The organism is Streptomyces sp. NBC_00076 (assembly GCF_045041235.1).
Lineage (GTDB): Bacteria > Actinomycetota > Actinomycetes > Streptomycetales > Streptomycetaceae > Streptomyces.
This window is the reverse complement of sequence record NZ_CP108242.1, coordinates 10,865,189-10,888,434: the sequence shown is the minus strand read 5'-3', so window position 1 is coordinate 10,888,434 and position 23,246 is coordinate 10,865,189. Positions and strand designations below refer to the sequence as shown.

18 protein-coding genes are annotated in these 23,246 nt (G+C 68.5%); 12 read left to right on the top strand and 6 right to left on the bottom strand.

The window, feature by feature from the left end; translation table 11 throughout:
- Window positions 1-3: 3 nt before the first annotated feature.
- On the bottom strand, window positions 4-450 hold the full coding sequence (locus OHA64_RS48855) for a hypothetical protein (protein ID WP_405606332.1): 447 nt from the start codon (window positions 448-450) through the stop codon (window positions 4-6).
- Window positions 451-559: 109 nt separating this feature from the next.
- Entirely contained in the window at window positions 560-1,828 is a 1,269-nt protein-coding gene (locus tag OHA64_RS48850; RefSeq protein ID WP_405606334.1) for a hypothetical protein, read from the bottom strand.
- A 702-nt stretch (window positions 1,829-2,530) separates the two neighbouring features.
- Between OHA64_RS48850 and OHA64_RS48845 the strand changes: the two genes are divergently transcribed.
- Genes OHA64_RS48845 through OHA64_RS48830 form a run of 4 tightly spaced genes read left to right on the top strand, consistent with a single transcriptional unit; the run spans window position 2,531 to window position 11,051 of the window.
- Complete coding sequence (locus OHA64_RS48845; RefSeq protein WP_405606336.1) at window positions 2,531-3,010, top strand: CU044_2847 family protein; 480 nt, start codon at window positions 2,531-2,533, stop codon at window positions 3,008-3,010.
- Window positions 3,011-3,026: 16 nt separating this feature from the next.
- Window positions 3,027-5,153 (top strand): trypsin-like peptidase domain-containing protein, encoded by a 2,127-nt coding sequence (locus tag OHA64_RS48840; RefSeq protein WP_405606338.1) that lies wholly within the window; start codon window positions 3,027-3,029, stop codon window positions 5,151-5,153.
- Between the two features lie 7 nt (window positions 5,154-5,160).
- On the top strand, window positions 5,161-6,189 hold the full coding sequence (locus OHA64_RS48835) for an AAA family ATPase (protein ID WP_405606340.1): 1,029 nt from the start codon (window positions 5,161-5,163) through the stop codon (window positions 6,187-6,189).
- Window positions 6,186-11,051, top strand: a complete 4,866-nt coding sequence (locus OHA64_RS48830; RefSeq protein ID WP_405606342.1) for an SAV_2336 N-terminal domain-related protein — start codon at window positions 6,186-6,188, stop codon at window positions 11,049-11,051. The genes OHA64_RS48835 and OHA64_RS48830 overlap by 4 nt, the downstream gene beginning before the upstream one ends.
- Window positions 11,052-11,130: 79 nt before the next feature.
- Here the strand turns inward: OHA64_RS48830 and OHA64_RS48825 are convergent, their stop codons facing one another.
- Together OHA64_RS48825 and OHA64_RS48820 are read right to left on the bottom strand one after the other, a co-directional pair.
- Window positions 11,131-11,490 carry a hypothetical protein gene (locus OHA64_RS48825; protein WP_405606344.1) on the bottom strand — a complete coding sequence of 120 codons (360 nt, stop codon included), beginning with the start codon at window positions 11,488-11,490 and terminating at the stop codon, window positions 11,131-11,133.
- Window positions 11,491-11,603: 113 nt separating this feature from the next.
- Window positions 11,604-11,735, bottom strand: a complete 132-nt coding sequence (locus OHA64_RS48820; protein ID WP_268978797.1) for a hypothetical protein — start codon at window positions 11,733-11,735, stop codon at window positions 11,604-11,606.
- Window positions 11,736-11,929: 194 nt separating this feature from the next.
- Here OHA64_RS48820 and OHA64_RS48815 point away from each other — a divergent pair, with 194 nt between their 5' ends.
- The 3 genes from OHA64_RS48815 to dmpG are packed head-to-tail and all read left to right on the top strand — an operon-like array spanning window position 11,930 to window position 14,768.
- Entirely contained in the window at window positions 11,930-12,763 is an 834-nt protein-coding gene (locus tag OHA64_RS48815) for a 2-keto-4-pentenoate hydratase (protein WP_405606346.1), read from the top strand.
- On the top strand, window positions 12,760-13,755 hold the full coding sequence (locus OHA64_RS48810; RefSeq protein WP_405606348.1) for an acetaldehyde dehydrogenase (acetylating): 996 nt from the start codon (window positions 12,760-12,762) through the stop codon (window positions 13,753-13,755). Before OHA64_RS48815 ends, OHA64_RS48810 begins: the two co-directional genes overlap by 4 nt.
- On the top strand, window positions 13,752-14,768 hold the full coding sequence (gene dmpG, locus OHA64_RS48805) for a 4-hydroxy-2-oxovalerate aldolase (RefSeq protein WP_405606350.1): 1,017 nt from the start codon (window positions 13,752-13,754) through the stop codon (window positions 14,766-14,768). The genes OHA64_RS48810 and dmpG overlap by 4 nt, the downstream gene beginning before the upstream one ends.
- A gap of 175 nt (window positions 14,769-14,943) precedes the next feature.
- On the opposite strand, the gene OHA64_RS48800 is transcribed toward dmpG, so the two are convergent.
- Complete coding sequence (locus OHA64_RS48800) at window positions 14,944-15,594, bottom strand: NAD(P)-dependent oxidoreductase (protein ID WP_405606352.1); 651 nt, start codon at window positions 15,592-15,594, stop codon at window positions 14,944-14,946.
- On the bottom strand, window positions 15,558-16,250 hold the full coding sequence (locus OHA64_RS48795; RefSeq protein WP_405606354.1) for a zinc-binding alcohol dehydrogenase family protein: 693 nt from the start codon (window positions 16,248-16,250) through the stop codon (window positions 15,558-15,560). The genes OHA64_RS48800 and OHA64_RS48795 overlap by 37 nt, the downstream gene beginning before the upstream one ends.
- A gap of 295 nt (window positions 16,251-16,545) precedes the next feature.
- Here OHA64_RS48795 and OHA64_RS48790 point away from each other — a divergent pair, with 295 nt between their 5' ends.
- From OHA64_RS48790 to OHA64_RS48770, 5 genes are all read left to right on the top strand, one after another.
- Window positions 16,546-17,397 (top strand): alpha/beta fold hydrolase, encoded by an 852-nt coding sequence (locus OHA64_RS48790; RefSeq protein ID WP_405606356.1) that lies wholly within the window; start codon window positions 16,546-16,548, stop codon window positions 17,395-17,397.
- A gap of 2 nt (window positions 17,398-17,399) precedes the next feature.
- Window positions 17,400-17,927, top strand: a complete 528-nt coding sequence (locus OHA64_RS48785; protein ID WP_266802490.1) for a gamma carbonic anhydrase family protein — start codon at window positions 17,400-17,402, stop codon at window positions 17,925-17,927.
- 143 nt (window positions 17,928-18,070) lie between these two features.
- On the top strand, window positions 18,071-19,279 hold the full coding sequence (locus OHA64_RS48780) for an NAD(P)/FAD-dependent oxidoreductase (protein ID WP_405606358.1): 1,209 nt from the start codon (window positions 18,071-18,073) through the stop codon (window positions 19,277-19,279).
- A 110-nt stretch (window positions 19,280-19,389) separates the two neighbouring features.
- On the top strand, window positions 19,390-21,693 hold the full coding sequence (locus OHA64_RS48775; protein ID WP_405606360.1) for a CoA transferase: 2,304 nt from the start codon (window positions 19,390-19,392) through the stop codon (window positions 21,691-21,693).
- Window positions 21,690-23,219 carry an AMP-binding protein gene (locus OHA64_RS48770; RefSeq protein ID WP_405606362.1) on the top strand — a complete coding sequence of 510 codons (1,530 nt, stop codon included), beginning with the start codon at window positions 21,690-21,692 and terminating at the stop codon, window positions 23,217-23,219. Before OHA64_RS48775 ends, OHA64_RS48770 begins: the two co-directional genes overlap by 4 nt.
- The last annotated feature ends 27 nt before the right edge of the window (window positions 23,220-23,246 follow it).

The following is a 23,246-nucleotide window of genomic DNA, read 5'->3' as shown; positions in this document are numbered from 1 at the left end:
GGCTCATCCCTTCCTCAGGGCGGGCAGGACGTCGTAGCCGCTGCGGAGTTCAGCCACATCGCGCTCGGACCACAGCGCGACCATGGGGCCGAGACGGACCATGCCGTCGCCGACGTCCGCCGAGAGGTAGTCGCAGGCGCGCAGGAACCGCAGGGCAGTGAGGAAATGCGAGGTCTGGCCCAGCGCGGCCACGCCTTCCCGGGGGACGAGGGTGTCCTGGAGAGGAGCCAGGGAGGCGATGATGTCCTCCTGTGCGGCGGGCTGTCCCGGGTACAGCGGCTGGCTGGGGTCGGGCCAGCAGTGGCGGATACAGCAGGCCAGTGTGACCAGGCGGATGGCCGAGGCGGTGCGGTGGACGTCGCTGTCGCCCAGGGCTCCGCTTGCAGGTTCCACATCAGGGGCCCAGCCGGTCATCAGCTCCTGGATACCGTCGGGGGTGGCGACATCCACCAAACGGCGCTCCACATCATCGACGGCGCGGCGCAGCCGGGTGAGTTCTGCGCGGTCCGTAGGGACAGGAACAGTTCGCAGTGCTCGGGCGCGCGCTAACAGGTAGGGGTCACTCATGGGGGCTCTGCGGTGCGGCTTCGGTGTCGTCGTTCATATCTTGGGGGCTGTCGGGAATGCGGTACACGGTCACCGGTGAGGCGTAGGTGACCGGGCCTGCGGCGTCCACGATGACCTCGCGGGAGATGTCGAGCATGAACGGGATGGCCGGATCGGCTGCGGCGCGCAGCAGGTCGACCATGTGCCTGACTGCTGCCTGCCAGGGCAGGGCGCGCAGGGCGGCGGTGACGTCGGCTTCGTCTTTTCCCGCCATGAGCAGGGTCACGGTGGCCTCCCGTCGCTGCCGCGCGAGCGCGACCTTGGCGCGTGTGGCCTCGACCGGGTCCGGGCCGGGCGGCTGCGCCGGGGGGCGCGGCAGACGCTGTCTCGGTGGCGGGGGCTGGTGATCGGCCGCGGCAGTGAGGATCTGGCCCGTGGTGATCTGGACGTGAGGCGGGTCGAAGACGGTCGTGGCGAGCACCTGCGCGAGTGCATCCGTGGAGGAGCGCAGGGCCGCAGTCAGGTATTGCTCGGGAAGGAGCATGCTGAAGTCGCGGCGGGTGGTGGCTTGTTGCATGAGCCGGTCGTAGAACTCATGGACGGCTGCCGTGTAACGCAGTGCTTCTTGGATCAGGCGGGTTCCTGCGGGACGCAGCGCGGGGTACTGCTCAGCGATGGCGTGAACGAGGTGTTTCGCCTCCTCGAGCGATGTGGTGTGGGCGTGGTGGTGGCGCTGGCCGAGCAGTTCTTCGATGGGCCTGGTCCGCACGAGCCGCAGCAGGTGATTGGTGTAGTTCGCCAGGCTCCGCCGGGCCTGCGCGATCTTGGCGGCCAGTTGCTCCTCGGTCAGGGAGCCGTTCAGGAGGCCTTCGCGGGTCCGATCCAGCAGCATGGTGATCTCTTGGACGCCTCCGGCCTCCCCCAGCCGCTCGTAGACCAAGAGCGCTGCACCACTGGTCGGATTGAACACATAGCGCTGGTCGTAGGCCTTGCCGTGCAGCGACTCCAGCAGACGAAGCTTGGTGAAGACCCGGAACCTCGCATCGAACTCGTCAGCGGAGGCCACCACAGCGCACGCCTGGGCGATCTCCGAGCGGCTCAGGCCATGTTCGGAGCCGAAATCGCCGAACACGTCCCGGATCGCCTCGGCAATGCGCAGTGCCACCGGATCATCTGTTACCGCGCTCGATGTGGCAGCGATCGGTGCCGCGAACGGCGGTATGTGCTCAAGGCCGTCCGCGCTGCCCTCCTGCTGTACGGAGAACAAGTCAGGCTGGTCCAACAAGTGCCCCCTCACTCCCCCACCTCGTGAGGCCCCAAAACAGCATGACCTCTGTAGGGCCCGAAAAACCCGGAAACCACTCAACTTGTCTTGTGCTTCCTCAACCCCGGCGGTGGCAACTTGCGTTCGTGCCCGCCCTGCGCCAGATCAAGCACCTCATGTACGAACCGACCCGCTCACGTCTCCGCGCGGTTGCCGCCACTTCGGCGGAGCCGCGTAGGTCAGCCGTCAGCACATCGGCGATCACTGGATTCCGCCCGTCCCGCGGCGCTGCGCCACGCATCATTCCAGTGAGCCTCGCGGCCACCGCTCCAGTCTGGGCCCGGCGGTAGTGGGGCACGGATACAGGCCCTTACGTGGTCGTCGGCTGCCGAACAGCGCCTCGCCGAGAGCCGGGCAGTGCTCCACGAGGACAGCAACAGCGATCTCAGGTCCACGCTCGGGGACGTACCCGTCCTCGCCCGATGCGCGCCGCTGGGGTCAGCGCTATCCGGCAGACACTCGGCTCACGCGCGCCGTTCGAACCGGACAACCTGATCATCGCCGAGGACCCTGTCTGTCCATACCGCTTTAATCTCGATAACACGCGCCGATGTACCCGTGAGCGAGGCGATGCCCGGGCGCGGGCGTCGAAGCGCCCTGGGTGGCCGGGTAAGGGAGTTGGGGCCACGGCCGACTGCTGATCATGACAAGATGGTGCTCATGGGGGACGTGAATCTCACTTTTGATGACGGCTCGATGGTGCGCCTGCACCTCACTCCGGTGCTCAAGGACTCCTCTGCGATGCCCGAGCCGGGCACCAGCCGACGCGAAACCGACGCGAGCGAACCTCTCGGCCTTCCGGGGGACTTCGGCTCCGCCCAGCCCGTGAGCGTCAACGAGCGTGCGGCGCAGGCCCTCACCCGAGGCGGCGAAGCGCTCGCCGAGGCACTGCGTCCGTTGGGCGGCGTACTCGACGGGATCCACCAGTCGTTCACCGAGTCCGCCCGGCGGCCGAACGAGGTCACCGTCGAGTTCGGCGTGACCCTGGGGAGCGATTTCAGCCTTGGGGTCTTCTCGGGGAAGGGCGAGGCGAGTTTCACCGTCTCCGCCACCTGGAACTTCACCGACTCACCGGACGGCGTCCCTGTCCCGGAAGAGCCGCGTTCCCTGAACAGGGCGGCTTCTCCCTCTGTGTCGTGACGGAAGGCTGTACCAGGTGATCCCTTCCACTCACAGTGACGCGGCACTTCGCCGGTCGTTCGTGTCCGTCCTCGGGCAGAAAGAGTTCGTCGGCGCTGCCGTTCTGATCTCTGACTCCCTGGTCCTCACCTGTGCCCATGTCGTCAACAGCGCATTGGGACGACACCGCTTCGAAGACTCCGTACCGGCGCAGGGAAACGTCGTCCGGTTACGGATGCCCCATGTGGCCCCGGACCGGGAGTTGGTCGGCCGTGTCGAACAGGCGATGTGGCGTCCGCCGCGGGCACATCCTTCACCCCACAGCGGTGCCGCGGGGACGGCGGGCAAGTTTCCGTTTCCGTATTTCGGCGACCTGGCTGTGCTCAGACTCGCCGAGCCCCCTCCCGACGGTGCGGAGCCGGCGCCCTTTCTTCCAGAGCGGGACGGGCACGCCGTCATCGCGCTGTGGGCCAGCGGCCACCCCGCGATGACCATCGTCGCGTCGCCGCGTGCGGTGGCTGAGCCTTGGATCGTGCTGGACGTCGACGCAGGCGAGGCGCGGGAGGGACACAGCGGTGGGCCGCTGTGGGACCGGGACCGGGAGGCCGTGGTCGGGATCGTGGTCGCCACACACGTGGACGCGCCCGGCAAGACCCCGGTGGCACGGCGCCCGTTGTACGCGATCGGCCTGCCCGCCATCGAGGCCGAGCTGCCGGACCTTCCGCCTGTCGAGGTGCCCACAGCAGGACACGGCCAGCAGCGGACGCTGGCTGCCTTGGAAAGGCTTTTGCCGGGCACTCAGGCCGTCCTAAAGTGTGAGGTCAGGCTGGCCGCCAAGCTTGGCAGGGAGTCCATCCATCAGGCGGCGGATCATCACCGGTTGCTCGCTCTCGCCGTCGGCGTGCGACGCGGCGTGCCGGAACTGCTGAAAGTGGTCCGGGAGTACCTGGTGGACACCGGCGCCCTCAGCTCCTCGGACGAAAGGGCCGCCTGGGACCGGCTCCTGCGCGCGGCACGTGTGGTCAGCCCCAGGGAGACGCTGACAGCGCGACAGCGGCGGGAACTGGTCGGCCTTCTCGCCCAGTGCCGTGAGACCGACCCCGAGGATCTGCTGCGTGCTGTACTCCCGTACGCCGACGAGTTGCCATTAGTCTCTGGACTGGTGGACGTCACCGACCTCCTCGAGGGGTACCCGTCTGACAACCGGTTGATGCCTCCGCTCCTCCAGTCAGTTGTCCGGATCGGCCTTGTGGAGCACTCCGTGGGGAATCCTCTGTCGGAGGAACTGGACGCCTGGGTCGACAGGGTGGCACCGCAGCTGGGAATACCTGAGGCCGCCGTCGACCAATTCCGGGAGGATATCCGCCCGAAGCCCCGCGGCCATCCCACCGGGGCCGCAGCGACTCCCCGCATCCAGGTCGAGTTGCTGCCCGTACCCCCAGGGCAACGCTTCACCTATCAGATATGGGTCTGTGACGGTGACGGCCGCCACGAGGTCGTCCTGGTGCAGGACTCCGAGGTGTCGAGCGAAAAGGTGGTCGAGGGCGTCCGGGCAGTGCTGCGCAACGAGGTGAACGAACACGCAGATCAGGCGCTGGTGGAGTTCTTCGTGGAACCTCTCTGGCTGCGGCTCGACGTGGACACCTGGCACCTGAGGGGAGACGAGGACGACGACTTCTTCCTGGGCGTCATGCGTCGGGTCGTCCTGCGCAGTTCCGGACGGACGCGGGACACCTACGCCGGGTGGAAGCGGCGCACCAAAGCGCTCCCGTTGTCCCGGCCCCTCGTCCTCGACCAGCGCTCGGCACGCCCGGGCGTCGCTCAGGCACAGCTCGAGGCGGTTCCGGACGCCGGCGTCGTCATCATGTGCTGCGAGCAGCAGCACCAGAACCAGGTGCTCCGGCAATGCCTCCAGGCAGGTGTGCACACTGTCCTGTGGCACCGTCAGGATCACGACACCGAGACGGCCAAGCGGCTGCTCGACCTGATGGAAGGCATCAGCCACACGGACCTGCCGGAGACGGTGCGGCGGGAACGGGCCAGGGCCCTGGCCGACCCCGACTGCCCGACCCACCACGGGCGTCGGCTGTCACTCCTGTACGACGGGCCGGACTACCGACCGCCACCGTTTGCTCCCGATGCCTGGGCCCTCACCCAGCCCTGAACCCACCATGCCAAGGAGAGCGACCGTGTCGCACAGCCCAGCACCCGATCACGACCCCGGCGCGGCAGCCGAGGACTGGTGGGTGTTCCGCGGACCGGCCGACCTGCCCGCTCCGCCACCGTGGCGGAGTCTCGCCGAATCGCCGAAGACTCCGACGGCCCACCAGTACCTCATGGGCCCGGAACATGTCGCAGTCGTCAACGCCGCACTGCACCTGCGCCGCCCCCTGCTGGTCACCGGGCGTCCCGGCACCGGCAAGAGCTCCCTCGCCCACGCCATCGCCGAGGATCTGGAACTGGGTGACGTACTCCGCTGGCCGGTCAACAGCCGCTCGACGCTGACGGACGCCCTCTACCGCTACGACGCGGTGGGCCGACTGCGCGAGGCAACGCTGGAACGCGAGACACGAGCCACGCGCGGCGTTTCCAGGAAACTGAGGCAACGTCCTAGGGGCCGCCGGTCGGGCATCGGCGACTTCCTGCGACTCGGCCCGCTGGGCACGGCACTCGCCGCCACGGATCGCCCCCGAGTACTGCTCATCGACGAGCTGGACAAGGCCGACATCGATCTGCCGAACGACCTCCTCGTAGTACTGGAGGAGGGAGCATTCGAGATTCCCGAACTCGCGCGGCTTCCCGAGGACCAACAGAGCGCCGACGTGCTGGTCACCGGCAGCAGGAAACGTGTCAAGGTGCACCGCGGAACCGTGTCGTGCAGCCACTTTCCGATCGTGGTCATGACCAGTAACGGAGAACGGGACTTCCCCCCGGCCTTTCTCCGTCGCTGTGTGCGCCTCGATCTGCCGGACCCAGACGAGGAGAAGCTCCGCGACATCGTCCGCCTCCATCTCGGAGCCGAGGCGCTTGCCGACGCCGAGGATCTCATCCAGAACTTCCTGCAGAGAGCGGCTGTGCAGACCCTTGCCACCGATCAGCTCCTGGCCGCGGTTCATCTGCGCGTTACAGGAGCCGATCTGAGCCGCGAGCAGCTGATCAACGCCGTCATGCACCGTCTCGACGAGGCTTTCCCGGCGTGATCGCCCGACTGCGTCGGGTCCTGGACGACCTCGGTTACCCGCTCGGCGGCGAGGAGCTCCTGGACGTCCTCCTCCTGGCCCGTGTCATGAAAGGAGCCCGGACAGGAGCGGGCGACGCGACGGCGCCGGATCCGGCGGAGGCAGAAGAGGCCGGGCCTCTGGCCGACGACGTCGGGCAGGCTGACACCGATGAGCAGGGCTTCGACCCGACGGGTTCCGGACCTGGCCCCACGAGCCCGACGGAAGAACCGGTAACGGGGCGGCGCCGGTTTCTGTTCCCCGACAGCAGGACAGCCCAAACCGCCACCGGCACGGCCGCTCGTGCCGTGCGCGTCCCGGCGCCGCGGGCCCTGCCCGGAGCGCACGGCCTGGCCCGATCGCTCCGACCCCTGCGCCAGTACCGGGATCACCTGCATCGCAAGGTCGTCGATGTGGAGGCCACCGTCAGGCTCACTGCGGAATCGGGCACCCTCGACGTGGTGCTGCGCCCCGAGCGTGAGCTGCGGCACTCAGCCCTACTCCTGGTCGACGACTCTTCGTCCATGCGCGTGTGGCGGTCACTGGTGCCGGAACTCGGCGGCCTGCTGGAGCGCAGCGGCAATTTCCGCACCATCCACGTCAGCAGATTCACCCCGCAGAAGCTGAGCCCGCGGCACCACAAGAACGGTGCCGGGGCATCGGTCACCTTCCTGCTGACGGACGGCGTTCATCCGGCCTGGATGAGCCCTGACACGGTTGACGCCGTCGCAGACTGGGGGGCACGTGGGCCCGTCGCCGTTCTCAACCCGTTGCCGCGGCGCTTGTGGCGCGCCACAAGGTTCCAGCCGCAGCCGCACCTGCTCAGGGCCACCCAGCGCTTCCCGGCGGCGGACCAAGTGCTGATGCTGGACCCCTTGACAGGTGAACGTGCGGAACTCGGTTCGGGCCGGCTGTCCCTGCCGGTGCTCGCACTGTCGCCGTCCTCGCTGGCGTCGTGGGCGCAGCTGCTGACCGGGCCCGCCGTCCCCCACCTCGTCGAGGCAACTGCGCTGGGGTCTCTCAGCGCCGGGGCGGCGGAGGCGGGACCTGCCCCCGCGACTGTGCCGCCGGACCGGCTGATCGCCGTGTTCCGGGGGTCCTTTTCTCCGCAGGCCTACCGTCTGGCAGTCCGGCTTTCCGCGATCAGGCCCCTCAGCCCGCTCCTGATGCAACTCGTCCGCGGTGCCACCCTTCCCGAGGCCACCTCGGCACACGTCGCCGAGGTGCTGCTCGGAGGGCTGCTGGAGCGTCTCGACGACGAGCAAACGCTCGAAGGGTTCCCGGAATCGCTGCGTCGAGACGGCCTCTACGACTTCAGGCCCGGCGTACGGGAACTCCTGTCCAGTGCGCTGAGCAGGACACAGTCCCAGGAGATCACCGAGGCCGTGGGCCGAGCCCTCGAGCCGTACCTCGGCCGGCTGCCGGACTTCTCCGCGCTCATGGCCGATGCCTCGGGAACGATCAGGCTGTCGGACGGGGCTTCGCCCTTCGCGGTGGTGGCCGACCCCACCACCAAGGACGGAACCCACGGCAGGCCGCCGTCCGACGCTGCAAGCACACCGGCCAGTGTCCGGGAGATGCCCGCGACATTCGGCGGCGCCCTGCTGCGGGCGTCCGCAGGAGCGGTCGCCGCCGACGCAGGGGACGGTTCGCTGCTGCTACTCCTCAACGACCGCTACGTCCGAGCATTCGGACACAGGCCAGCTTCTTCACAAATCCGAGCCTGGGAAAGAGGTCTTCCCGCACTGGCGGGATGCCTGATCGACGCCGGACTCTCCGAGGTCGAGATGCTCGTTGAGTTCACCCTGCCGATGAACAGCAGACGAGTAGACGTGATCCTGTCCGGCCTGGACCCCGTCCGCTCGGCTCCGTCGTATGTGCTCGTCGAGTTGAAACAGTGGGCTGTGGCCAGACCGGACACGAACGATCCGGCTCTGTGCTCTGCCGGCACCGACACGTTCCTCGTCCTCAACCCCATCGACCAGGTACAGCGCTACCGCGAGTACCTGGTCAAGTTCAACAGCCTGCTGGCAAGACACCCGGAACGCGTCAGCGGGGCCGTCTACCTGCCCAACGCCACCGAGGCTGGAGTGGACGGGCTGCGGGACATCGAACGCGAGGACGGAAGCCGGTTGTTCACCGGTGAACGCCGGGCAGAGTTCCTCACGTACCTGCGTGGGCGGTTCAACGGCGGACGTTCGGGAGCAGAAGCGGCCGACCAACTCCTCCTGGGCAAGCTCCTCCCCCCGAGCAAACTGACGGCTGTCGCGGCCCAGGAAGTGCAGGAAGGGCTTTTCATCCTCCTGGACGAACAACAGATCGCCTATCGCACGGTTCTCAACGCAGTACGGAAGGCACAGCACTCCGCTCACAAGGAAGTCGTCGTCATCACCGGGGGCCCCGGGACCGGCAAGAGCGTGATCGCACTCCACCTGCTGGGCGAGCTGTACCGGCAGGGCGTACCAGCCCTGCATGCCACCGGCTCGCCGTCGCTCACTAAAACCCTGCGCAAGGTTGCAGGCGGCCGCAAGCGTGAAGTGCAGGACCTCTTCAAGTACTTCAACAGTTTCATGACGGCCCCGGAGAACTCCCTCGACGTTCTGATCTGCGACGAGGCCCACCGAATCCGCGAGACCTCCGCCAATCGCTACACCCGGGCCTCTTTGCGCACCGAACGCCCGCAGATCGATGAGCTCATCGACGTGGCACGTGTCCCCGTCTTTCTCCTCGACGAGCACCAAGTGGTGCGCCCCGGCGAGATGGGCACCGTGTCGGAGATCGTGGGGGCGGCCGGGAGGAAGGGGCTGCCGTTCCGGGTCATAGCGCTGGACAGCCAGTTCCGCTGCGGCGGCAGCGACGTCTACCTGAACTGGGTGGTGCGTCTTCTCGGGCTGGAGGCGGGCGAGCCCACGCTCTGGGAACCGGACGGCCGGATGCAACTCCTCGTTGCCGACAGCCCGGAGGAGATGGAGGCGTTCCTGGAGGACCGCCGAAGCGAAGGCTACGGTGCCCGCATGACCGCGGGCTATTGCTGGCCTTGGTCGTCGGAGCCCAGGCCGGGCGATCCTCTTCCCCTGGACGTGGTGATCGGTGACTGGGCCCGCCCTTGGAATCTGCGCGGTGACCGTTCGGTGTCCGGGGCGCCTCCTGCCGCGCTGTGGGCCACCGATCCGGCCGGATCCGGTCAGGTGGGCACCATCTACACGGCGCAGGGCTTCGAGTTCGACTGGAGCGGAGTCGTCATCGGGCCCGACATGGTTTGGCGAGGCGATCGATTCGTCACTGACCGGAAGTCTTCCAAGGACCCGACGCTCAGGGGCGCGGCGGACGAGGAGACGGACCGGCTGATCCGCAACGTGTACAAGGTTCTGCTGACACGGGGCATGGCGGGGACTGTCGTCTACTCGACGGATGCGGAGACGCGTGCGAAGTTGCTCGAGCTGGGCGGTCGGGCACTGGGCGCGCACAGTCGCCGGACCGAGAAATTCGAGCACCTCAAGACCGTGCGGCCGGACCAGGACGAGTGGCGGACCACCCGTACGGGCAGTACCGCTCCCTTCACCCCGGCCCCGCGTTCCGACTGGGATGCGTACCCCGCACTCAGCGATCTCTTCCCCTGGGGAAGCCAAGGTGTGGCCACGCACCGGGCATGGGCCGTGTCGCCGGGCAAGCAGATCCTGGAGCAGCGCTGGAACCAGCTCGTCAGCGAAGAGGATCCCGCGGTCAAAGCCGAGCTGTTCAAGGAGACGAGGGACCGATCCACGGACAGAATCCGGGGCGGGCTGCCCGGCCGTTCCTCGCACGGCGTGCCGATCAGCCAAGAGACCTCCACGCTCGCGGAAGTCGTGCGCATCGGCATGCGCAGCTTCGACCGGCAATGGCTGGTCGCCGACGATCGTGTCATCGACCAGCCGCGCCCAGGGCTCTGGGCGGCATTGCAGCAGCCAGGTCAGGTCTTCCTCAACCAGCCATCGGGGCATCCGATCGAATCCGGGCCTGCTGTCGTCGCCACCAGCCTCCTCCCGGACATGCACCATTTCAACGGGCGAGGTGGCCGGGTGCACCCCGTCCTGCACCCGGACGGCACCAGCAACGTCCCACCGCGGCTACTGCCGGTCCTCTCAGCCCATCTGAATCACAGCCAGGTGAGCGCCCAGGATGTGGCCGCGTACGTCATGGCGGTGGCTGCACACCCCGGCTTCACCGAGCACTTCCAGGAAGAGCTCCTCACTCCGGGCGTGCGAGTACCTCTGACCCGCAATCCCAGGCTCTGGGAAGCGGCCGTGCGCCTCGGCGAGGAGGTTCTGTGGGCCTCCACCTACGGCGAGGTGTGCTTCGACTCAGCTTCGGGACGTCACCACGCCTCCGTCGCCTACGAGCCCGGTGACGCCCGGAGGGTCAGGTGTCTGGCACCCGTCGGTGACAACGTCCCGGGCGAGATGCGCTATGACGCGGACGCACAGACCCTTCACGTCGGTCACGGTGCCTTCGGGCCGGTGCCTGCCGAGGTGTGGTCCTATGACGTGGGCGGAATGAACGTCCTCAAGAAGTGGTTCGGTTACCGCAAGGCGCGGCCGGACAACAGGAAGACGAGCCCGCTGGACGACATCCACGTGAGGCGGTGGCCCGACGAGTGGGGCCTCGAACTCATCGACCTGCTCACAGTGCTCCGCCGACTAATGGAGCTCGCCTACACGCAGAGGGCGCTGCTCCACCGCATCCTTGCGGAAGCCATGGTGACGGACGCGGACCTCACCCAGGCAGGAGTCCTCCCTGTGGACGACAAGGCCCGCACACCGCGCCAGCCAGTCTCCCCGAAGGTGTTCGAGCCGAACGGCGAGTAGTCGGCGACCCCGCCAGACGAGTCCCTCGGCAACGCCCGAGCCCGGGACCGCTCTACCGCATCCCCAAAACTAACCCGGCTCACTCAGAGCCACGAGGCAATGTCGAGGTCGGGTCTCTCACCGGGTACACCAACACCTCGCGTCCTTCGGCCAGCTCGATGGCGAGGGTGCCGTCGTCCGTCACGTGGGCGCGGACCGGGATGCCGTCGTCGAAGACCGCGGTCACTGGGCCGCCGCTCAAGCGGAACTGCTCGACAGTGCCGCAGCCGGAAAGGTTTTCACCGGCCTCGACGGTAGGCAGAAACCGTCCAACCCGGATGCCGGTCCGTTCACCACTACTTCCCGCGCATGCCCTCTGGTGCAAGGCATGCCCGGAGAACAGTGCAATAGCCACACCTGCCATACCGGTCTGCACAATTTTGACCCGCGCCTTCGTCACCGGTGACCCTTGTACGACAGCGACGCGCTCCCCACGGACAACCCTTCCCAGGCTGATCAACCAGAAGATCATCCCACCGGTCAGCCAACGTGACAGTGCCTGGACGACAACATCTACGCCACCGCCACGTCGCTGAGCGGCACCTGGTCGTCGTTCCGTGACTTCGCCGCTCCCGGCACACGCACCTCCGGCAGGCAGACCGCGAACGTCATCACCGTCCAGTGCGCCTCCGGTACCAAGCACATCTACGCGGGCGACCGCTGGAACACGGCCGATCTGGGCGCGTCGAAGCTGATGTGGCTTCCCCTGACCATCAGGGGTACTGACCGAGAACTGAACTGTTCCGGTTAATGGAACATGTTCTGCCGTGCTCGGGGTGTGTCGTCTATCCAAGGAGTGCCGCATTCGATTGCTGCACCCGCGCTTCCGGAGGTCGCCCATGCCGTCCCATTCGTCCCGCACGCCCTCCCCGGAGACGAAAAAAACGGCCCACGCCCTCTGGGAGGCTGAGCAGTCCGGTACGCCATGTCCGCCGGTACGCGACCAGTTGCCTGCCGGAGATGTGAGCAGCGCCTACGCCGTGCAGCGCCTCAACGTCGAGCGCAAGCTCGCTCAGGGCGGTCGCCTCGTCGGTCGCAAGATCGGTCTGACCTCGCCTGCGGTGCAGGCCCAACTCGGCGTAGATCAGCCGGACTTCGGCGCGCTGCTGGCGGACATGGCGGTGCCCGACGGCGGGACGGTGCCCTACGGGCGGCTGCTCCAGCCCAAGATCGAGGCAGAGGTCGCGCTCGTGCTGGCGGCCGGCCTGCCGCACCCCGACACGACGGTCGCCGACGTGCTGCGAGCAGTGGACTTCGCCGTCCCCGCCCTGGAGATCGTCGACAGCCGGATCGCGGACTGGGACATCAGTCTGATCGACACGGTCGCCGACAACGCCTCCTCCGGCCTGTTCGTCCTCGGCGCAACACCAGTGCCGCTGACCTCTGTCGATCTGCGCGCCGTGCGCATGACGCTCAGCCGCGACGGCGAGGAGGTCTCGCACGGCACCGGCGCCGACTGCCTCGACGGCCCCCTGAACGCGGCCGTGTGGCTCGCGTCGACGCTGGCCGGGATGGGCGATCCGCTGCGCGCCGGCGACGTCGTGCTGACCGGCGCCCTCGGCCCCATGGCTGTCGCCACCCCCGGCAGCCGCTTCGAAGCGGTCATCTCCGGACTCGGCTCCGTACGCGTCGGCTTCGCACCCGCATCCGACCAGAAGGCAGGGCAGCAGTGACCACCACAACATCTTCTCCCCGTACCAAGGTGGCCGTCATCGGCTCGGGGAACATCGGCACCGACCTCATGATCAAGGTTCTGCGGCTCTCGGAGAGCCTGGAGATCGCTGCCATGGTGGGCATCGATCCGGATTCCGACGGTCTCGCCCGGGCGAAGCGCCTCAAGGTCGCCACCACGCACGAGGGCATCGACGGCCTGGTCGGCATGGACGAGTTCCAGGACGTGAGGATCGTCTTCGACGCCACCTCCGCCGGCGCTCACCGCCACCACGACGAGGTGCTGCGCGCGCACGGCAAGACGGTGGTCGACCTCACCCCCGCCGCACTGGGACCGTACGTCGTCCCGCCGGTCAACGGCGCCGCGCATCTGGACGCGACGAACGTGAACATGGTCACCTGTGGCGGCCAGGCCACCATCCCGATCGTCGCCGCCGTGAACGCCGTCACGCCTGTGCACTACGGCGAGATCGTCGCCTCCATCTCGTCCCGCTCGGCCGGTCCGGGTACCCGGGCCAACATCGACGAGTTCACCGAGACCACGTCGTCGGCCATTGAGAAGGTGGGTGGCGCGGCGCGCGGCAAGGCGATCATCATCCTCAATCCGGCCGAACCGCCGCTGATCATGCGTGACACCGTGCACTGCCTGGTCTCCGACTGCGCCACGGAGGCCGTCACCGCGTCGATCGAAGAGATGGTCGGGCGGGTGCAGGCGTACGTGCCCGGTTACCGCCTGAAGCAGAAGGTGCAGTTCGAGCGGGCGGCCGCTGACGACCCGCTGCACACCCTCGCCCGCGGCGGTGGCGACGCACTGAAGGTGTCCGTCTTCCTGGAGGTGGAGGGCGCCGCCCACTACCTGCCGGCCTACGCCGGCAACCTCGACATCATGACCTCGGCCGCGCTGCGCACCGCGGAGCGCATGGCCGGCCTCCCCCACTCTCGGCTTCGCTCGAGCGGGGGGACCCCCATCGCCCCGGAGGTGGCGTCCCGATGACCCGTCTGTACGTCCAGGACGTCACCCTGCGGGACGGCATGCACGCCGTCCGCCACCGCTACACCGTCGACCAGGCCCGCACCATCGCCGCCGCCCTCGACACGGCCGGAGTGTCCGCCATCGAGATCGCCCACGGCGACGGATTGTCCGGCTCCAGCATCAACTACGGCGTCGGCGCGCACACCGACTGGGAGTGGATCGAAGCGGTCGTGGACGCCGTACACCAGGCGACCCCCACCACTCTGCTGCTCCCCGGTATCGGCACCATCCACGAACTGAAGCAGGCCCACTCCCTCGGCATCCGCTCGGTGCGCATAGCCACGCACTGCACCGAGGCCGACATCTCCGCCCAGCACATCGCCGCCGCGCGCGAGTTGGGCATGGACGTCGCCGGGTTCCTGATGATGTCCCACATGGCCGAACCGGCCGAACTCGCCCGCCAGGCCAAGCTGATGGAGTCCTATGGCGCGCACTGCGTCTACGTAACCGACTCCGGGGGCCGCCTCACCATGGACGGCGTCCGCGACCGCTTCCGCGCCTATCGGGACGTCCTGGACCCGGCCACCGAACTGGGCATCCACGCCCACCACAACCTCGGCCTGGGCGTGGCCAACTCGGTCGTCGCCGTCGAGAACGGCGTCACCCGCGTCGACGCCTCCCTCGCAGGGCAGGGCGCCGGGGCGGGCAACTGCCCCCTGGAAGCCTTCATCGCGGTCGCCGACCTGATGGGCTGGGAGCACGGCTGCGACCTGTTCCCCCTGATGGACGCCGCCGACGACATCGTACGACCGCTGCAGGACCGCGAGGTGCGGGTGGACCGCGAGACCCTCACTCTCGGCTACGCGGGCGTGTACTCGAGCTTCCTGCGGCACGCCGAGAAGGCCTCCGAGCGTTACGGCATCGACACCCGCGCCATTCTCGTCGAGGTCGGACGCCGCAAGATGGTCGGCGGCCAGGAGGACATGATCACCGACATCGCCCTCGACCTCGTGTCCCAGGCGTCGTCGGCCTGACGGCGGGGAGGGCGGGGCGGCGGGTGCCTTTGCGGGACACGCTGAGTGATCTCGTGTCTTGTGCCTGCTCCTCATCGCTGTTGGCGCGGAAGCCCGGCAGGGGCCTGATCCACCGGGATCAGGCCCCTGCCCTGGTACTGGCTCCGGTGCCGGCCGTCGGCCCCTGATGCCTGCTTCAGTAGGCGACCGTGAATCGGTCGCGGATGTGTGAGGGACTCTCCAGCTCGTCGACGATCGCGATGGCGTAGTCGTCGAACGAGATCCCGGGCAGCGTCCCGTCCGGGGTTTGGAGCAGTTCCCGACCACCACGACGGAAACGGCCGGTGCGCTCACCCGGGCCGATTCCGGGCGGCGGAGCGAGGTAGATCCAGTCCAGGTCGTCGACCTGCTCCAACAGCTTCCAGAAGTGCGCCGCGGCGGCGGCCGATTTCGCGAATTCCGCGGGGAAGACGTCCGTGTCCATGACGCGTGTCTTCGTGCCCGGCACGAGCAGGGTTCCGCTTCCGCCCGTGACGAAGTAGAGCGGCGCCTTCGATTCCCTGACGGACGAGATCAGCCGGGCGTGGTCTGTTTTGGCGTACTGGATCGCCGTGACGACCACGTCGTGGCCCGTGATGACGGGCACGAGCTGGGCGGAGTCGTTGGCGTCGGCCTCGACGGTCCGTACCGACGGGTGGGATGCGACGAGCTCCGGATGGGTTGTCACGGCGGTGACCCGGTGTCCCCGTGCGATGAGCTCGGCGATCAGGGGGCGGCCGACGTTGCCGGTGGCACCCACCACCGCGACGTTCAACGACGGACCAGACGTGCTGTGTGATTCAGCCATGGACTTTGCTCACTTTCATCACTGCGACCATCGGCGCTCCGTAGAGCATGTCCACCCACCAGGTCGAATCCGCCCTGGCTCGCCTTGCGGAGCGCGGCGGGACAGTCGTCGTCCAGCCGGACGACCTCGTCCGCTCCCCGCTCCTTGAGGGCGTCGAGCACGGCGGGGTTGCGGCCCGCCACCACCCGTCCGGCACCGAGGACTTTGGCCGCCTGGATCGCAATCCGACCGACGCTGCCCGTGGCCCCGAGGACCAGAACCTGCTCACCCTGGCGGAGACCGGCCTTCCGGGTCAGGGACAGCCGCGCGGAGATTCCGGCCACGCCGATCGCGAGCGCGGCACCGTCCGCCAGCGCGTCCGGGATCTCCTGCACCGAGTCCGCCGAGGTGACCGCCCGCTCAGCGAACGAGCCATGTGGCAGGTGCGTGCGTCCGAAGTAGACGCGAGTTCCGTCACCGACGGTGCCGACGCCCTCGGAGCCCGGCACATAGGGAACCGGCGGAGGTTGGTTGACTCCGGCCGCGACCACCAAGTCATGCGGGTTGACCCCGGCGGCCGTGACGGTCACAACCGTGCCGTGCTCGGTCGGGCGGGGTTCGTCGACCTCCTGCAGCGCAGGGACCCCTCCGGCTTTTGTAATGACAGCTGCTCGCATGACGGCGACGCTAGGCCGGACGGCCAGAGCTGCCGAGCGCCGGTTTCGGCTGCTGGAACCCCGGAGGCGGCACGATGACGCCCGGAGCCCGTGGCGTGGCCGGGGCGGCGCCCGTGCGCTCGCTCGGTCGAGACGTGCTCGACATGTCCAGGGGGATCGGATTCAGCTTTGTTTCTGCCGCGTGGACGCCAACGCGCGAGTGACGGGGTTCCGGGGGGTGGAACAACCTCCTGCCGTCACAACGGTGGCGTGTGAATCATGGCGGTCTGCAGCACATGTCAAGTGAGGAGTGAGCATGGCCGACGCACCGATCACCACGACCAAGGTCGCGGTCGGAGAGTACGAATTCCAGCTGAACGCTTCCGGTGACAAGTCCAAGCCGGCCCTCCTGTTCCTGCACGGTTCCGGACCGGGCGCGACCGGCCTCTCGAACTGGGAGGCGGTGCTGAAGGATCTCGGGAACGACTACTACTGCCTCGCGCCGGACGTCATCGGCTTCGGCGACTCCAGCCACCCCGAGCCGCCGCCGCAGGGCATGGCGGCCTTCACCCAGCTCCGAGTCGACACCCTGATCGGGCTGCTGGACGAGCTGGGACTGGAGAAGGCGGTCTTCGTCGGCAACTCCATGGGCGGCATATGGTCGCTCGGTGCGACGCTGCAGGCGCCGGAGCGGGTCGAGAAGATCGTTCTCATGGGTTCCGGCGGTTCGCCGATTCCGCCCGGTGCCGCGATCCCGTCGCTGGCCCTGTTCTACGACAATCCGACGACCGAGGCCATGCAGCACATGCTGGAACAGTTCGTCTACGACCCGCAGCTGTTCGGCGGGGACCTGCGGAAGATCGCGGAGCAGCGGATCCCGCGCGCCGTGCGGCCGGATGTGGAGCGCTCCCACCGGGCCACCTTCGTAGACGTCCTCGACCGGCCGTGGGCGCTGACGCCCGAGGACGCGGCCAAGATCGAGCAGGATGTTCTCGTCATCCACGGGCGTGAGGACCGGTTCGTTGTCTTCGACGGCGGCAAGTGGTTCTTCGACCACCTCCCGAACGTGCGGCTGTACGGCATCGGGAAGTGCGGCCACTGGACGCAGATCGAGCAGCACGACCGTTTCGTGGCCGCCGTGCGCGGCTTCGTCAGCGGGAGCCTGTGACAGTGCCGCTGTACGAGCTCGACGGGATCGCACCCGCCGTCCACCCGGACGCGTTCGTCGCGCCCACCGTCGTACTGATCGGCGACGTTGTCATCGAGGCGGGCGCGTCGGTCTGGTACAACGCGGTCCTGCGGGGCGACTACTCCCGCATCACGGTGCGCCGAGGAGCCAATGTGCAGGACGGCAGTGTGCTGCATGGACCACCCGATCTGCCCACGGAGATCGGTCCCGGCGCGACCGTGGGGCATCTGTGCGTCGTGCACGGCGCGGTCATCGGGGAAGAGGCACTGATCGGGAACGGCAGCACCGTGCTCGACGGTGCGCGGGTCGGGGCGCGGTCGCTCGTCGCCGCGCATTCGCTGGTACCGGCCGGTTCGGACTTCCCGGCGGAGGCCCTGGTGGCGGGTATTCCGGCGGTGGTCAAGCGGTCCATCGTCGGAACGACCGCCGAGCAGTGGATACTGAACAACCCAGGTGTGTATGAGGTGTTGGCGCGAAGACACGCCGCGGGAATCAAACCAGTTCGGTGAGCATGGGCGGGAGCTGCCCCGGGATCGGCCCGATCAAGGCCGGTTCCGGGGCAACTGCCGTTATCGGTGGCGTTCATGGCAATGAGTTCCAGTGACCGGCACTCGACATTGTGGCCGCTGCCGGTAATTCCGACAGTGCATGCATGACTGTTCTGATCATCGGCGCCTCGGTGGCGGGCGTGCGTACGGCGCAGGCTCTCCGGCAGGGGGGCTTCCAGGAGCGCATCACCCTCGTCGGCGAGGAGCGGCACCAGCCGTACGACAAGCCGGCCCTGTCCAAGGAGGTGCTGGCCCCCGACCGTGCGGGCGAGCCTCCCGTCCTGCTGACGAAACAGGAGGCCGACGAACGCGGCATCGAGCTGATGCTCGGCGTGAAGGCGGTCGGTCTCGACCTCACCGAGCGGCGCGTGGCGACCGACGGGGGCGAGCGGTTGCCGTTCGACCGGCTGGTCCTCGCCACGGGGGTCACCCCGCGCACACTGCCGGGTACCGGCGACCTCTCGGGCGTCCACACCCTTCGGACGGCCGACGACGCGTGGGCGCTGCGAGCCGAACTCGACCGTTCGCCCAGGGTGGTGGTCATCGGGGCCGGCTTCATCGGCGCCGAGTTCGCTGCAGCGGCCCGGGCGCGCGGGCTGGACGTCTGTGTCGTGGAAGCGCAGCCGATCCCCATGGCCCATCTGTTCGGTGAGCGGGTAGGTCGGATGCTGGCGGGCATTCACGCCATGAACGGCGTCGCGGTCGAGGCCGGCGTCGGATTCAGCAGCTTCACCGACGACGGACGGGGCCGGGTAACCGGTGTCGTCCTGGCCGACGGCCGCACCCTCCCTGCCGACCTGGTCGTCGTCGGCATCGGCGCACGTCCCGCCACGGACTGGTTGGAGTCCTCCGGGCTCGATCTCGCCAACGGGGTGGCCTGCGACAGCCGGCTGCGTGTCACGGGCGTGGGCGTGGGCGCGGTCTACGCCGCAGGTGACATCGCTCACCGGTATCACCCGATGTGCGGCAAGTCGCTGCGCATCGAGCACTGGACCAATGCCGGGGAGCACGGGGAGATCGTCGCGGCCGACATCCTCGGGCAGCAGGCGCCACGGGCCCAGGTGCCCTACGTCTGGTCCGACCAGTACGGTCGGCGCATCCAGATCGTCGGCAGGCCCGCTGAGGGCCGGCTGAGCGCGCTGCGAGGCGGCATCGAAGACAGCGGGATGACCGCCGTCTACGCCGATGAGGCGGGGCGGGCCGTCGGCGCCCTGGTCGTCGACGATCCGCGCACCTTCATGTCCTGCCGCAAGGCGGTCGCCTCCGGGGCGCAGGTCAGTGACCTCGGCCTGGGCCTGCTGGAAGCCGCGTGAGTAGTGCGGGCCCACGAGGCCGCCGGGCTGTTCCAGCCGACGGAACCACCGCTGTCCGGTGGCCGCGGGCCGCGCGAAGGTGCAGGACACCGCTGACGGGAGGGTGAAAGATGCTTCACGATGTCACCGTGGTCGAGGCCGGGAGCCGGGTCTCGACCATGTACTGCGGCAGGTTGCTAGCCGATGTCGGCGCCCGCGTGGTGCGCCTTGAGCCGCGTGCCGGCGAACGGCCGACGGCGCAGGACGCCGGATACGAGGCCTACGTGAGTCATCTGCACCAGGGCAAGCGCGTGGTGCGGTGCGACTCCGATGAACTCGCGGACGCCCGGACCGCCGTCGCCCGGCTGGTGCCGGAACTCGCGACCGGCCCGGCCGTCGTGATCTGCGACGACGACCTGCCGGGATTCCGGGCGCTGGCGGAAGCCCTGCGCAGGGAGAATCCGCGGCTGGTCGTGGTCACCGTTTCCGACTACGGGCTCGACGGCCCGTTCGCCAAGTTGCCGGCGACCGAGTTCACACTCCAGGCCGAGGCCGGCCTCACCGTGCTCCACCCCAGAGGGGACCGTCCGCCGGTCGCCAGCGGCGTGGAGTTTGGCGAGCTCACGGCCGGAGCGTGCGCGGCCGTGGGTGCGGTGTCAGCGCTGTTGAGCACCGAGGCCGGGGCGGCCTCGGCGATCGACGTCGACGTCTCGCGTTTCGAGGCGCTGGTCGGACTGCTCCAGTTCCCCTGGCTGTTCTCCCAGCTCTCTCCCCACACGCGCTACCCGATCCCGCAGAACCCCGTTCCCGGTGTCGAACGCGCGAAGGACGGCTGGGTGTGCGTCGTCGCCGTCACGGACGCGCAGTGGAAGGCGTTCAAGGAGATGGCAAGGGTGCCCGAACTGGACGACTCCCGGTTCGACATGGTCTCGGACCGGCTGTACAACGGCACCGAGATCACCCCGTTGGTCCGGCGGTTCACCGAGCGCCACACGGTCGAGGAGCTGACCGAGCTCGGTGTGCTCCACCGTGTGCCCGTGGTCCCGCTGACCTCGCCCGACACGGTCGCCGAGCTGGCGCCGTACGCCGAGCGGAACTCCTTCGTACGGCATCCGGAAGCCGGCTTCCTACAGCCTGCACCGCCGTTCCGGATCTCGCGCCCGAGCGTGCGGACTCCCGCTGCGGCCACTGCCGAGGCGGACCCCGCGCAGCCTCTGAAGGGCCTGCGCGTCGTGGAGTTCGGCACCTTCCAGGCGGGGCCCCTGGCCACGGCCCATCTCGCCTCCCTGGGCGCCGAGGTGATCAAGGTGGAGGCGGTGAACCGCCCCGACGCCATGCGCTTCTCGGGCAATCCCATGACCGTGAACCGCTCGTGGGAGCGCGCAGGCCCCTTCCTCGGCCCCAACATCGGCAAGCGGGAGGTCACACTGGACCTCTCCGACGCCAAGGGCCTGGACCTGGCAAAGCGGTTGATCGCCACCGCGCACGTGGTGCTGGAGAACTACACGCCTCGCGTGCTTGACGACCGGGGACTGGACTTCGACGGCATGCGCGAGGTCAACCCGGACCTCATCGTCGTCCGCATGCCCGCATGGGGGCTCACGGGCAGCTGGCATAACCGCCCGGGGTTCACCTACACCGCCGAAGCGGCCGCAGGGGTCACCCAGATGACCGGGTACGAGGACGGCGAACCGGTTGTCACCGGCACGGTCACCGACCCGTTCTCCGCGCACCTGGCGTCGTTGGTACTGCTGACGGCGATCCGGCGGCGCCGCCGTACCGGCGAGGCCGTGTGCGCGGAGCTGGCGCTGGGCGATGTCGCCATACAGCTGACCGCCCGCCCGGTGATCGAAGCGTCGGCCACTGGAGAGCCGCGCACACGTGCCGGTAACAGATCCCCGCTCGCGATCCCGCAGGGGATGTACCCGTGCGCCGACGACGACTGGATCGCGATCTCCGTCACGACCGACGCGCAGTGGACGGCCCTGTGCCGTGTCCTGGGCCGCGACGACTGGGCCGCCGACGCGGAGTTCGCGACGGCCGAAGGACGCCGCGAACGGCATGCGCAGCTCGACGACGGCCTTGCCCACGCGTGTGCCGGGGAGCCCGCCGAAAAGATCGTGGCGGCCCTTCGTTCCGCGGGGGTGCCCGCGGCCGTCATGGCCGTCGGTCTGGATCTCGCCGACCACCCTCAACTCGTTCATCGGCAGCGGCCGTTCCCGGTGCACCATGCGGTCGCCGGTACGGTGCGACACCTCGCACCGGCCATGCGCTTCTCCCACGCCCCCCGTCCGCCGGCCGTGGGCCCCGCCCCGCTGTTCGGCCAGGACAACGAGGCCGTGCTGACCGAACTCGGGTGCACCGAGGCGGAGATACGGGAGCTCGCCGAAAAGCGTCTGGTGGGCGACAGCCCGTACGGAATCACGTACAAATGACGCACATTCCCGAAGATACGGCCGCACTTGCGGCGATCTGCCGCACGTGGGCGACACGCACACCCGAAGCTGCCTGTCTCACCTACGACGGTGTGACCCGGAACTGGCGCGAGGTGTACGAACGCAGTTGCCGTGTCGCACAGGGGCTCACCGGTTCCGCGCCGGGTGCGAGGGAGCGGGTGCTCTACCTGGGCCGCAACAGGCCCGAGTTCTTCGAGGTCCTGTTCGGTGCGTCGATGGCGGGTTGGGTGAGCGTCGCCGCGAACTGGCGGCTCGCCCCGCCGGAGTTGCTCTTCGTGGTCAACAACGCGCGCCCCAGAGTGCTGTTCGTCTCGGAGGATCTCGTCGGCAAGCTCACCCCTGTCCGGGACGAGCTTACGACGGTGGAAACCGTCGTGGTCATCGGGGACGAGACCGACGACTACGAGAAATGGCTTCTCTGCCGGGACCCGCAGGAGCCGCCTGCCGTGACCACGGACTCCGATCCCGCGTTCATGATGTACACCTCCGGCACGACTGGAGTGCCCAAGGCCGCGTTGTTCGACGGCCGGGCCGTGCGCGCGACGTTCAGCGCCGCCGGCGTCATGGGCGTCACCCAAAAATCCGTTCTGCTGGCGGCGCTTCCCCTCTTCCACGCCGCAGGGCTGAACACAGCGATCGCGGCACTGGCCGTCGGGGCACACTGCGTGCTGTCCGCCGATGCCAAACCCCGCTCGGTGCTGGAAGTCGTGGAACGCCACCGGGTGACCACGACCATGGTCGTGCCCGCGGTTCTGCAGGCCCTCCAGGACGAGGACGTCGACCACTACGACCTCTCCGCCCTCGACACCATCGCCTATGCCGGCTCTCCCATGGACCCCGACCTGCTGCGGACCTGCCTGCGCCGCTTCCGCTGCAAGTTCCTCCAGTTCTACGGATCGACGGAGACCATCGGCATCACGGTGCTGCCTCCCGAGGACCACGATCTGGCCGACACCGACGGCAGACTGGGCTCGGCCGGGCTCCCACTTCCCGAAGTGACGGTACGGGTCGTCGATCCCCTGACGGAGAAGGACGTCGCCGAAGGCGTGGTGGGCGAGGTCTGGGCGAAGACACCGACGGCGATGTCCGCGTACTGGGAGGCCCCGGAGGAGACGGCACACGTTCTCGCCCCGGACGGGTTCCTGCGCACCGGCGACGCCGGGTTCCTGCGCGGTGGCTATCTCCATCTGTGCGACCGGCTCAAGGACGTCATCATCACGGGCGGCGAGAACGTGTACCCGACCGAGGTGGAGCACGTCCTCTCGACTCACCCGGGGATCGCCGAGGTCGCGGTGATCGGGGCCCCCTCCCGCCGGTGGGGCGAGACGGTGCGGGCCGTCGTCGTACGGGCGCCCGCACAGCCCTCGCTGACAGAGGGCGAGGTCATTTCGTACGCCAAGGAATACCTCGCGGGCTACAAGAGCCCGACCGTGGTGGATTTCGTGGCGCAGCTCCCGAGGAACGCCTCGGGAAAAGTACTCAAGAGCAAGTTGCGTGAGCCATAGAACGTGGCCGCCATGGAGGTACATGCG